Raw genomic sequence first — 12,064 nt, 5'->3', positions numbered from 1 at the left:
CCATGTCGGTCGATCGCTTGATGGTGATCATTCCGGTGTTCGACCACGAGCACGCGATTGGCGCGATGGTCACCGGCGTGCTCGCCTCCGGTTTGGACTGCCTGCTGGTGGACGACGGATCCGGTCCGGCCTGCGCCCGGGTGCTGGATGCCTTGGCCCACGCGCATGCGCCGCGCGTGCGGCTGCTGCGGCTGGCGCACAACCAGGGCAAGGGCGGGGCGGTGATGGCGGGTTTCCGCGAAGCCGCGCGGCTGGGCGCCAGCCACGCGTTGCAGATCGACGCCGACGGCCAGCACGATCCCGCCGACATTCCGCGTTTCGCCGAGGCGTCGCGGCAGCGACCGCAGGCGATCATCTGCGGTGTGCCCGAATACGACGAAAGCGTGCCCAAAGGGCGCCTGTATGGCCGCTACCTGACCCACGTATGGGTCTGGATCAACACGCTGTCGTTCGCCATCCGCGATTCGATGTGCGGCTTCCGCGTCTATCCGCTGGCGCCGGTGCTGGCGCTGATGGCGCAGGAACCGATTGGCCGGCGGATGGATTTCGACATCGAAATCATCGTGCGGCTGTTCTGGCGCGGCGTGGCGGTGATCAACCTGCCGACCCGGGTGACCTATCCCAGCGACGGCGTGTCGCATTTCGATGTCTGGCGCGACAACGTGCGGATCAGCCGCATGCACGCGCGCCTGTTCTTCGGCATGCTGCGGCGCCTGCCACGCTGGCTGCTGCGTGGACGGACGGTGCCCGCGTGAGCGCCACCGGACAACCGCACTGGGCGGACATCGCCGAGTCCACCTCGGTGGCCGGTGTGCGCTTCCTGTGCGGCGTGCATCGCTGGCTGGGACGCTGGCCGTTCCGGCTGTGCGCCTATCCGGTGGTGTTCTTCCACTGGCTGGGCAACGCCACCGCGCGCGCGGCGTCGCTGCAGTACCTGCGCCGGCTGCATGCGCACGATCGCGGAGTGTTCGGTGGCGAGCCGGGGGGCTGGCAGAGCCTGCGCCATTTCTTCATGTTCGCCGAGACCCTGCTGGACAAGATCCTGGCGATGGGCCACCGCTATCCCGAACAGCGGGTGATCACCCATCGCGACGTGATGATGGCGATGGTCGCGCAGCGGCGCGGCGGGCTGATCATCACCGCGCACATCGGTTGCCTGGAGCTGTGCCAGGCGCTGGCCGACCGGGTGCCGGGTTTCCGCCTGACCGCGCTGGTGCACACCGCGCACGCGGCGCGCTTCAACCGCCTGCTGGACCGGCTGGACCCGGCCAACGGCGTGCGCCTGATGCAGGTGACCGAGCTGGGGCCGGCCACCGCCACGGTGCTGGCCGAACGCATCGCCGCCGGCGAGTTCGTCGCCATCGCCGGCGATCGCGTGCCCTTGCAGGGCGGGCGCAGCGTGCGGGTGCCGTTCCTGGGCCATCCGGCGCCGTTTCCGATTGGCGCCTATGCGCTGGCCTCGGCGCTGGGCTGCCCGGTGTTCACGATGGCTTGCACCCACGCCGGCGATGGTTACGAAGTGCGCTTCGAACCCTTTGCCGAAAACATCCGCCTGCCACGCGGTTCGCGCGACGCGGCGCTGGCCGAACACGCCGGGCGGTTCGCACAATGGCTGGAGCGCCAGTTGGTCGGCGCGCCTTACGACTGGTTCAATTTCTTTCCCTTCTGGGATCAGGTTACGCATGACGCTTCCCCCCGAGAGTGACACCGGCGCGGTCCGGTTCGGCGATGCCCCGTTGCGCATCGAGGACGTGACGGCGCTGGCGCGCCGGCGGCGCGAGGCCCGGCTGTCCGACGACGCCGGTTTCCGCGCGCGCATCGCCCGCGGCGCCGACTTCCTGGATCGCGTGCTGCGCGAGGACGGCGTCATCTACGGCGTGACCACCGGCTATGGCGATTCCTGCACGGTCAACATTCCGCCGGAGCTGGTCGCCGAACTGCCGCACCACCTCTACACCTACCATGGCTGTGGACTCGGCAGGTTCCTTGACGCCGAGGAGACCCGCGCGGTCCTCGCGGCGCGGCTGGCATCGCTGGCGCGCGGCATGTCCGGCGTCAGCCAGGGACTGCTCGACGGGCTGGAGAACCTGCTCCGGCACGACGTGCTGCCGCTGATTCCGGCCGAAGGCTCGGTGGGGGCTAGCGGTGATCTGACCCCGCTGTCCTACGTGGCGGCGGTACTGTGCGGCGAACGCGAGGTCATCCACGCCGGCGTGCGCCGGCCCGCGGCCGAAGCGCTGGCGGAGATCGGCATGACCCCGCTCAAGCTGCGGCCGAAGGAAGGCCTGGCCATCATGAATGGCACCGCGGTGATGACCGCGCTGGCCTGCCTGGCCTGGGAACGCGCCGACTACCTGGACCGGCTGGCGACCCGGCTGACCGCGTTCAACGTGCTCGCCAGCGACGGCAACGCGCACCATTTCGACGAGGTGCTGTTCGACGCCAAGCCGCATCCGGGCCAGTCGCGGACCGCCGCGCGCCTGCGCCAGGACCTGCACAGCGATCGTCCGCCGCGTAACGAGCAGCGCCTGCAGGATCGTTATTCACTGCGCTGCGCGCCGCACGTGATCGGCGTGCTGGAAGACGCGCTGCCGTTCTTCCGCCAGTTGATTGAAACCGAACTCAACAGTGCCAACGACAATCCGCTGATCGATCCCGAGCGCGGCCAGATCCTGCATGGCGGGCATTTCTACGGCGGCCACATCGCCTTCGCGATGGACGCGATGAAGAACGCGGTCGCCAACCTGGCCGATCTGCTGGACCGCCAGTTGGCGCTGCTGGTGGACACCCGCTTCAACCACGGCCTGCCGTCCAACCTGTCCGCCGCGACCGGCCCGCGCGCGGCCATCAACCACGGCCTGAAGGCGTTGCAGATCAGCGTGTCGGCGTGGACCGCCGAAGCGCTCAAGCTGACCATGCCGGCCTCGGTGTTCTCGCGCTCGACCGAATGCCACAACCAGGACAAGGTCAGCATGGGCACGATCGCCGCCCGCGACTGCCTGCGCGTGATCACCCTGACCGAACAGGTGGTCGCGGCGATGCTGATCGCCGCCCGCCAGGCGGTGGAACTGCGCGCGCGCGCCGGCGGTTCGGCCGTGTTCGGCGAGCAGGCGGCGGCGATGTACGCGGATCTGCGCGACCGCATCGCCCTGGTCGTGGAGGACCGCGCGCTGGACAACGAATTGCGCGCGCTGTGCGAGGACGTGCGCGCGCGGCGCTGGGGCCTGTATGCCGACGCCTGATCTGTCCTGCGAAATCGCGCTGTCGCCAGCCTTCCACGACTGCGATCCGATGCAGGTGGTCTGGCACGGCAACTACTTCAAGTACCTGGAAATCGCCCGCTGCACGCTGCTGCAACGGTTCGACTACGACTATCCGCAGATGCAGGCCTCGGGTTTCCTGTGGCCGGTGGTGGATGCGCGCATCAAGTACATCCGTCCCCTGCGCTATGCGCAGCCGCTGGTGGTGCGCGCCGAAATCGTGGAGTGGGAAAACCGGCTGAAGCTGGAATACGTCATCCGCGACGCCGAATCCCAACAGGTCCTGACCCGCGCCCACACCCTCCAGGTGGCGGTCGAGGCGGCTTCAGGCGAGATGCTCTATGTGTGTCCGCCGGTGCTGTGGGAACGGCTGGGAGTGCAGGTCGAATGAAGCGGTGGTCCGGTTTCCTGTTGTCGTCGGTGCTGCTGGTGGCGGCGGGCGCGTGGCCGCCGTCCGCGCGCGCGGCGGACGATCTGGCGGTGATCCAGCAGCGCGTCGCCCAGGTCGAAGTGTTGCGCGGCCAGTTCGAACAGGAAAAGCGCATCACCGGCTTCAAGAACCCGCTGCGTTCGCAGGGCCGGTTCGTGGTCGCTCGGCAGAAGGGGGTGATCTGGACGACGGAAAAGCCGTTCCCGTCCGAGATGGTGATCACCCGCGATCGCATCCTCAGCCGCCAGCGCGACGGCAGCCAGCGGGTCGAGGTGGACGGTCGCGAACAGCCGGCCCTGCGCTCGGTCAACGCGATGATGTTCGCGCTGGTCAGCGGCGATGTCGCCGCGCTGTCCTCGCGTTTCGAAACCCGGGTGCAGGCGTTGCCGGACAACGGCTGGCGGCTGGGCCTGAAACCGCGTTCGGCGGCACTGGCCAAGGTGTTCGCCAGAATCGAGCTGAGTGGTGATCGCTACGTGCGCGAGGTGCGGATCGAGGAAGCCAACGGCGACAGCACGCTGCTGCGGTTTTCGGCGCTGAAGGACACGCCGGCCACGCTGGCCGCGGACGAGGCGCGCCGCTTTGACTGAAGGCCTGGACGCGCGGGATCGCCGCTGGCGTTCCGGCTGGCGCTGGCTGGCCCTGCTGTGGCTGCTCGCGGTGGCCGCGGTCGCGGCGCATCAGTGGCGGTTCTGGCAGCACCCGCCGATCGACAGCGACATCCTGGCGCTGTTGCCGCGCGATGCCGACGATCGCGTGCTGGCCGATGCCACCGAGCGCATCGCCGATGCCGGTGCGCGCCAGATCGTGGTGGTGCTGGGCGCGGCCACGCCGGAGCAGGCGCATCGGGCCGAAACGGCGTTCCGCCGTTCGCTGGCCGGCGAGGACGCGGCGCGATTGCCGTTCACCGCGGCCGACAATGCCGCCGACTGGTTTCCGCAGGCGCAGGCTTTCTACGCGCCGTATCGCGATCGTCTGCTGACGCCCGGACAGCGCGTCGGCATCGCCACGGCCGACACCGCCGTGCTGGCGGAACAGGCGCTGGCCGCGCTGTACGGTCCCATGGGCGCGCCCCGGTTGACCGAATGGCGGCAGGACCCGCTCGGCCTGTGGCCGCAATGGTGGCAGGCGCGCGCGCGGGCGTCGGGCCTGCGCGTGGGCGAGGACGGCCTGCTGGAAAAGGATGGCCTGCACTGGAGCGTGCTGGCGTTCCAGACCCGCGCCTCGGCGTTCCGGCTCGATGGCGAACGCGTCATCCAGGACGCGCTGGACCGCGCCGGCGCCGCCGCGCGCGCGGCCGAGCCCTCGGTGCGCGTGCTGCGCGCGGGCGTGCCGCTGCACGCCGAGGCGGCGGCGGTGCAGGCCAACCGCGAAATCAACACTATCGGCTGGGGCTCGCTGGCGGCGGTGTTGCTGCTGGTGTGGCTGGCGTTTCGTTCGCTGCGTCCGATCCTGCTGGTGGCCGCTTCGCTGATCATCGGCTGCGCGACCGCGCTGTCGGTGACCGCGCTGGTGTTCGGCCAGGTCCATCTGCTGACCCTGATTTTCGGCGCCAGCCTGGTCGGCGTGGCCGAGGACTACGGCATCCACTGGTTCGCCTCGCGCCAGGGCGTGGCGGCGGAACGGCGCTGGGCTTTGTTGCGCCACCTGTTGCCGGGCCTGTGGCTGGCGCTGGCGACCAGCGCGCTGGCCTATCTGGCGCTGGGGCTGGCGCCGTTTCCTGGCCTGCGCCAGATGGCGCTGTTTTCGGTGGTCGGGTTGGCCGGCGCGTTCCTCACCGTGATCTGCCTGTTCCCGTGGCTCGATGGCGGCCAGGTGCGCGATACCCGTTTCTCGCGGGCGATTGGCCGTTCGCTGGACCGTTGGCCGCGCGCGGTTCGCAGCCGCGGCGGGATCGTGGTGGGCGTGCTGGTGGCCGTGGTGCTGGTCGCCGGCCTGCTGCGCGTGCATGGCGATGACGACCTTCGCAGCCTGCAATCCTCGCCACCGACGGTGATGGCCCAGCAGATCGAAGTGGGGCGGCTGCTGGGGATGCCGAGTCCCGCGCAGTTCTTCCTGATCCGCGCCGACAACGCCGAAACCCTGCTGCAACGCGAAGAGGCGTTGACCGAACGCCTGCGCAAGCTGGAGACCGATGACCGCATCGGCGGCCATCGCGCGATCAGCGACTGGTTGCCGTCGTTGCGCCGGCAACAGGCCGACGCCGTATTGACCGGGCGGGTGGAAAGCGCGGTGATGGCGCAGGTCGGACAGGCGCTGGGCGAATCGCTTGCGCGTCCGGATTTCAGCGCCGGCCCCCTGCGGCCCGAGGCGTGGCTGGCTTCGCCGGTGTCCGCGCCGTTCCGCCATCAATGGCTGGGGCAGGTGGGCGGACAACTGGCCAGCGTGGTGCTGATCGATGACCTGGGACGCGACGGCGCGCTGGCGTTGCTGGAACAACAGGCCGCGCAACTGCCCGGGGTGCGCTGGGTCGATCGCACCGCCGACTTCTCGCGCCTGCTGCGCCATTACCGCCACCTGATGAGTGGGCTGCTGCTGGCCGGCGCGGTGCTGGTGTATGCATTGCTGTGGTGGCGCTATCGCGCCGGCGCCTGGCGGGTGATGGTGCCGACCCTGCTGGCCGGCGCGTTGACCGTCGCGCTGCTGGGCTTGGCCGGGCAGCCGCTGCAACTGTTCAACGTGCTGGCCCTGCTGCTGCTGCTGGGGATGGGCATCGACTACGGCATTTTCCTGACCGAACACCGCGGCGACGCCCGCGCCTGGATGGCGGTATGCATCGGCGCGGCCAGCACCTGGCTGTCGTTCGGGCTGCTGGCGCTGTCGGCGACACCGGCATTGCGCGCCTTCGGTCTCACCCTGCTGCTGGGCATCGGCCTGGTCTGGCTGGTTTCACCGTTGTTCCGCCCACTGGCGGCTTCCCCGTCACCTCAAGAGCACGAGTAGCAAGGAATGAAAATCGAACAGACGGAAATCCTGATCATCGGCGCGGGCCCGGCGGGCTCGGTGGCGGCGGCGATGCTGCGCCAGCAGGGACGCCGCGTGCTGATCCTGGAACGCGAGCAGTTCCCGCGCTTCTCCATCGGCGAGAGCCTGCTGCCGCAGAGCATGGAATACATCGAGGCCGCCGGGCTGCTGCAGGACGTGGTGGAAGCCGGCTTCCAGTACAAGAACGGTGCCGCGTTCGTGCGCGGCGAGCGCACCACCCAGTTCGATTTCCGCGACAAGTTCTCGCCGGGCTGGGGCACCACCTACCAGGTGCAGCGCGCCGACTTCGACCACGTGCTGGCCAGGGGCGCGGAGCGGATGGGCGCGGAGGTCCGTTATCGCCACGAGGTGCTGGCCGCCGAACCGGGCGAGCGCCCGCGGGTGACCGTGCGCTCGCCGGAGGGCGAGACCTACCAGGTCGAGGCGGACTTCATGCTCGACGCCAGCGGCTTCGGACGGCTGCTGCCCAAGCTGCTGAAACTGGAATCGCCGTCGAATTTCCCGGTGCGCGGCGCCATCTTCACGCACGTTCGCGACCACATCGCGCAGGATGCCGGCTTTGATCGCAACAAGATCCTGATCACCACCCACCCCGAGCACGTCGACGTATGGTACTGGACCATCCCGTTTTCCAATGGCTGCTGCTCGCTGGGCGTGGTCGCGGAAATGGAATTCCTCAACCGCTATCCGGGCACGGAGCTGGAGCGCCTGCAGGCGATCGTCGGCGAGGATCCCAACCTGACCCGGCTGCTGAAGGACGCGGAGTGGGCGGTGCTGCCGGTGCGCCAGATCACCGGCTACTCGGCCAACGTGAACTCGCTGTGGGGGCCGGGCTACGCACTGCTGGGCAACGCCGGCGAATTCCTGGATCCGGTGTTCTCCTCGGGCGTGACCATCGCCTTCAAGTCGGCGCAACTGGCGGCCGACTGCCTGCGGCGCCGCTACGCGGGCGAAACGGTGGACTGGGAAACCGACTACTCGATACCGCTGCGCGCGGGCGTGCAGACCTTCCGCCGTTTCGTGGAGGCGTGGTATGCGGGCGGCTTCCAGAAGATCATTTTCCATCCTGACCAGCAGCCGGAGATCCGCCGCATGATCTGCTCGATCCTGGCCGGCTACGCCTGGGATACCCGCAACCCGTACGTCGCCGACACCGGCCGCCGCCTGCGCGTGCTGGAGGAACTGTGCGACGCCTGATCGCCCTGTTGGGCATGCTGTGCCTGCTGGCGGCCTGCGCGCACCGCGCGCCGGCACCGGCGGTCGCGTTGCCGCCGCTGCGGCTGGCGCCGGCCGCGCTGGGCAAACCGCTGGCGGTGCAGCAGCGCCTGCATTTCCAGTTCGGCGCCCGGCAACGTGATCTGGATGCGTTGCTGGAAGTGGACGCGCAGGAAGTGCGGCTGGCGGTGCAGGCACTCGGCCAGTCCGGCGTGCGCCTGCAATGGGATGGCCGCGAATTGCACCAGCAACGCGCGCCCTGGCTGCCGCCGGCGGTGCGCGGCGAGCGCGTGCTGGACGATCTCCAGTTCGCGCTATGGCCGCTGGAAGCCGTGCGTGGCGCCTTGCCCGCCGGGTGGCGGGTGGAGGACGATGGCCACGAGCGTCGGCTGCTGCGCGACGGCACCGCCTGGCTGGTGCTGACCCGCGACGCGCCGGACAACCTGCGGCTGCGCAACCTGGCCGAAGGCTACGCGCTGGACATCCAGACCGTGGGCGGAGAGGCCAACCCGTGAACACCGCGCCGGTCTTCCTCAACGAACTCGGCATCACCTGCGCGCTGGGCACCGGCCGCGACGCGGTGGCGACCGCGCTGTTCGCCGGCGATGCGCCCGGCGGCGTGCGCCTCAGCGAAGCGCTCACCCCCGGGCGACCGCTCATGCTGGGCGCGGTGACCGGCGTCCTGCCGGATCTGTCCGACTGCCCGCTGCCGTTGCGCGGACGCAACAACGCGCTGTTGCGCGGCGCATTCACCCAGATCGCACCGGCCGTGGCCGCCGCCATTGACCGATATGGCGCCGACCGGGTGGCGGTGGTGCTGGGAACCAGCACCTCCGGCATCGGCGAATCCGAACAGGCCTTGCCGTTCAAGCACGAACACGGCAGTTGGCCGGCGGGCTTCCACTACGCCCAGCAGGAGATCGGCACGCCGGCGCGGTTCGTCGCCGCCGAAGCGGGCGTGCACGGTCCGGCCTGGACGATATCGACCGCCTGTTCCTCCAGTGCCAAGGCCCTGGCTTCGGGGGCGCGCCTGCTGCGCGCGGGCATCGTCGACGCGGTGATCGTCGGCGGCGCGGATTCGTTGTGCCGCTTCACCATCGACGGCTTCAGCGCGCTGGAATCGGTATCGGCCGCCCGCTGCAATCCGTTCTCGCGTCACCGCAACGGCATCAACATCGGCGAGGGTGCCGCGCTGTTCCTGATGACCCGCGAACCCGGACCGGTGCGGCTGGCGGGGTGGGGCGAAACCGCCGATGCCCACCATATCTCCGCGCCCGAGCCGCAGGGTGTCGGCGCCATCGCCGCGATCGGGCAGGCATTGGCGCGCGCGGGTGTGCAGGCCGACGACATCGACTACGTCAACCTGCACGGCACCGCCACGCCGCAGAACGACGCGATGGAAAGCCGCGCGGTCGCCGCGACGATGCGGCCCGGCACGCCGGTGAGTTCGACCAAGCCGTTGACCGGACACACCCTGGGCGCGGCGGGCGCGATCGAGGCCGGGCTGTCCTGGCTCGCGCTGGCGGCCAATCCCGAGCACCGCCTGCCGCCGCACTGGTGGGATGGCGAAGCGGATCCGGATTTGGCGCCACTGCACTTCGCCGCCCCCGGCGAGCGCGCCGCGCGTCCGCTGCGGCATGTGCTCAGCCATTCCTTCGCTTTTGGCGGCAGCAACGCGGTCCTGCTGCTGGGAGCCGGATGATGAACCTGGACAATGCGCGCCCGTTGCCGGCGGCCGATGCGGCGCATCCGCTGTACGACATCGAACGGGTCATCCCGCATCGCGGCACCCTGCGCCTGATCGACCGCCTGCTGGGCTGGGACGAGGACCGGGTGGCGGTCGAGGTGCGGGTGCCGGCCGACGGGCCGTTCAGCGAGGAGGCCGGCGTGCCGGCCTGGGTCGGGGTGGAGTACATGGCCCAGGCCATTGCCGCCTGGGCCGGCTGTCGCGCCCGCCAGGCCGGCGGCGAGCCGAGTATCGGCTTCCTGCTGGGCACCCGCCGCTATCAGTCGGCCTGGACCCATTTCCCGGCCGGCACCCTGCTGCGGGTGGAGGCGATCCGCGAGCTGTTGGGCGACAATGGCCTGGGGATGTTCGCCTGCCGCATCGAGGCGAACGGGGACGAAATCGCAAGCGCCAACGTGTCGGTGTTCGAACCACCGGACGCGATGGCCTATCTGGAGAACGAGCAAGCATGAGTGGAGACTCGACGGTCCTGGTCACCGGGGCCAGCCGCGGCATCGGGCGCGCGATCGCGCTGCGTGCCGCGCAGGACGGGTTCGACGTGGTGGTGCATTACCGCAGCCGGGTGGAGGAAGCCGAGGCCGTGGCCGCGGAGCTCCGCGCGCTTGGCCGGCAGGCGCGGGTGATGGGTTTCGACGTGGGCGATCGCGCCGCCGCCGCGCAGGCGCTGGAAGCCGATGTGGCCGCGCACGGCGCGTACTACGGGGTGGTCTGCAATGCGGGCATCGCCCGCGACAACGCGTTCCCGGCGATGAGCGGGGAGGACTGGGACGCGGTAATCCATACCAACCTGGATGCGTTCTACAACGTGCTCAACCCGCTGACCATGCCGATGGTGCGTCGGCGCAAGCCCGGGCGCATCGTCACCCTGTCGTCGGTGTCGGGCCTGGTCGGCAACCGCGGACAGGCCAACTACAGCGCCGCCAAGGCCGGCATCATCGGCGCGACCAAGGCGCTGGCGCTGGAACTGGCCAGCCGCGAAATCACCGTCAACTGCGTCGCCCCTGGCCTGATCAACACCGAGATGGTGGCCGGCGAGGTCGCCGAGGAAGCGCTCAAGCTGATTCCGATGCGGCGCATGGGACAACCGGAGGAAGTCGCCGCGGTGGTGGCGTTCCTGCTGTCGCCGGCGGCGGCTTACGTGACCCGCCAGGTCATCTCCGTCAACGGAGGTCTGATCGGATGAGCGACGCCCAACAGAAACGCGTGGTGGTCACCGGCGCGGGCACGATCAGCCCGCTCGGCAACGACTGGCCCAGCGTGCACCTGCGCTTGCGCGAGTGCCGCAACGCCGTGCGGCACATGCACGAATGGGACATCTACGAAGGCCTGAACACCAAACTGGCGGCGCCAGCCGCCGAGTTCGAATTGCCGCCGCACTACAACCGCAAGACCACCCGCAGCATGGGCCGGGTTGCGTTGATGGCCGTGCGCGCCACCGAACTGGCGCTGGAGCAGGCTGGTTTGCTGGGCGATCCGCTGCTGGGCAGCGGCAAGGTTGGCGTGTCCTACGGTTCGTCCGCCGGTACCCACAGCGCCATCGGCGACTTCGGCCGGATGCTCAACGAGCACACCACCGAAGGCATCAACGCCACCACCTACCTGAAGATGATGAGCCACACCGCGCCGGTCAACATCGGCGTGTTCTTCGGCCTGACCGGCCGGGTCATCACCACCTCCAGCGCCTGCACCTCGGGCAGCCAGGGCATCGGTTCGGCCTACGAGGCGATTCGCTTCGGCAAGCAGGTCGCGATGGTCGCCGGCGGCGCCGAACAGCTCGACGCCACCGCCGCGGCGGTGTTCGACACCCTGTTCGCCACCAGCGTGCGCAACGACGATCCGCAAAGCACGCCGCGCCCGTTCGACGCCGGCCGCGACGGGCTGGTGCTGGGCGAGGGCGCCTGCACGCTGATCCTGGAAGAACTGGAACATGCGCGCGCGCGTGGTGCCCACATCCTGGCCGAGGTCGTGGGCTACGGTACCAACAGCGACGGCCAGCACGTCACCCAGCCCAGCGCCGACACCATGGCCGAGGCGATGCGCCTGGCCCTGGCCGACGCCGGCCTGACCCCCGACGCCATCGACTATCTCAACGCGCACGGCACCGCCACCGATCACGGCGACATCGCCGAGACCGCCGCGACCGCGCAGGTATTCGGTCCGCGCATTCCGATCAGCTCGCTGAAGAGCTACGTCGGCCACACCCTGGGCGCCTGCGGGGCCTACGAGGCCTGGGCGACCATCCAGATGATGCGCGAGGGCTGGTTCGCCCCCACGCTCAATCTGGAAGCGCGCGATCCGCGCTGCGCCGAGCTGGACTACATTACCGGCGAGGGCCGCGAACTGCGGGCCGAACACGTGATGAGCAACAACTTCGCCTTCGGCGGCATCAACACCTCGCTGATTTTCCGCCGCTGGCAGGAATGACGA

Annotated in this window: 12 protein-coding genes; all 12 read left to right on the top strand. The window is 69.7% G+C overall.

Translation table 11 applies throughout. The annotated features are described in order from the left end of the window. The first annotated feature begins 2 nt into the window (after positions 1-2). The 12 genes from FHW78_RS01100 to FHW78_RS01050 are packed head-to-tail and all read left to right on the top strand — an operon-like array spanning position 3 to position 12,061. Positions 3-755, top strand: a complete 753-nt coding sequence (locus FHW78_RS01100) for a glycosyltransferase family 2 protein (protein ID WP_183636634.1) — start codon at positions 3-5, stop codon at positions 753-755. Continuing rightward, positions 752-1,705, top strand: coding sequence for an acyltransferase (locus FHW78_RS01095; RefSeq protein WP_183636631.1), 954 nt, complete (start codon positions 752-754; stop codon positions 1,703-1,705). The genes FHW78_RS01100 and FHW78_RS01095 overlap by 4 nt, the downstream gene beginning before the upstream one ends. Next, positions 1,683-3,242 carry an aromatic amino acid ammonia-lyase gene (locus FHW78_RS01090; RefSeq protein ID WP_183636628.1) on the top strand — a complete coding sequence of 520 codons (1,560 nt, stop codon included), beginning with the start codon at positions 1,683-1,685 and terminating at the stop codon, positions 3,240-3,242. The genes FHW78_RS01095 and FHW78_RS01090 overlap by 23 nt, the downstream gene beginning before the upstream one ends. Next, positions 3,229-3,651, top strand: coding sequence for an acyl-CoA thioesterase (locus FHW78_RS01085; protein ID WP_183636625.1), 423 nt, complete (start codon positions 3,229-3,231; stop codon positions 3,649-3,651). The genes FHW78_RS01090 and FHW78_RS01085 overlap by 14 nt, the downstream gene beginning before the upstream one ends. Then, positions 3,648-4,280: an outer membrane lipoprotein carrier protein LolA gene (locus FHW78_RS01080; protein ID WP_183636622.1), complete on the top strand. Its 633-nt coding sequence runs from the start codon at positions 3,648-3,650 to the stop codon at positions 4,278-4,280. Before FHW78_RS01085 ends, FHW78_RS01080 begins: the two co-directional genes overlap by 4 nt. After that, positions 4,273-6,633, top strand: a complete 2,361-nt coding sequence (locus FHW78_RS01075) for a hypothetical protein (RefSeq protein ID WP_183636620.1) — start codon at positions 4,273-4,275, stop codon at positions 6,631-6,633. The genes FHW78_RS01080 and FHW78_RS01075 overlap by 8 nt, the downstream gene beginning before the upstream one ends. A 6-nt stretch (positions 6,634-6,639) precedes the next feature. Further along, on the top strand, positions 6,640-7,872 hold the full coding sequence (locus FHW78_RS01070) for an NAD(P)/FAD-dependent oxidoreductase (protein WP_183636616.1): 1,233 nt from the start codon (positions 6,640-6,642) through the stop codon (positions 7,870-7,872). After that, entirely contained in the window at positions 7,860-8,405 is a 546-nt protein-coding gene (locus tag FHW78_RS19795; RefSeq protein WP_192198680.1) for a DUF3261 domain-containing protein, read from the top strand. Before FHW78_RS01070 ends, FHW78_RS19795 begins: the two co-directional genes overlap by 13 nt. Beyond that, positions 8,402-9,592, top strand: coding sequence for a beta-ketoacyl-[acyl-carrier-protein] synthase family protein (locus tag FHW78_RS01065; RefSeq protein WP_192198679.1), 1,191 nt, complete (start codon positions 8,402-8,404; stop codon positions 9,590-9,592). The genes FHW78_RS19795 and FHW78_RS01065 overlap by 4 nt, the downstream gene beginning before the upstream one ends. Next, the gene (locus FHW78_RS01060) at positions 9,592-10,089 is read left to right on the top strand and encodes a hotdog family protein (RefSeq protein WP_183636610.1); all 498 of its coding nucleotides are present in this window, start codon (positions 9,592-9,594) and stop codon (positions 10,087-10,089) included. The genes FHW78_RS01065 and FHW78_RS01060 overlap by 1 nt, the downstream gene beginning before the upstream one ends. Beyond that, the gene (locus FHW78_RS01055) at positions 10,086-10,820 is read left to right on the top strand and encodes a 3-ketoacyl-ACP reductase FabG2 (RefSeq protein ID WP_183636608.1); all 735 of its coding nucleotides are present in this window, start codon (positions 10,086-10,088) and stop codon (positions 10,818-10,820) included. Before FHW78_RS01060 ends, FHW78_RS01055 begins: the two co-directional genes overlap by 4 nt. Continuing rightward, the gene (locus tag FHW78_RS01050; protein ID WP_183636605.1) at positions 10,817-12,061 is read left to right on the top strand and encodes a beta-ketoacyl-ACP synthase; all 1,245 of its coding nucleotides are present in this window, start codon (positions 10,817-10,819) and stop codon (positions 12,059-12,061) included. Before FHW78_RS01055 ends, FHW78_RS01050 begins: the two co-directional genes overlap by 4 nt. The last annotated feature ends 3 nt before the right edge of the window (positions 12,062-12,064 follow it).

The sequence above is a fragment of the Pseudoxanthomonas sp. OG2 genome (genome assembly GCF_014192765.1).
GTDB classification, from domain to species: domain Bacteria; phylum Pseudomonadota; class Gammaproteobacteria; order Xanthomonadales; family Xanthomonadaceae; genus Pseudoxanthomonas_A; species Pseudoxanthomonas_A beigongshangi.
The sequence above is the reverse complement of the archived record's forward strand: the minus strand, read 5'-3'. Positions and strand labels throughout refer to the sequence as shown.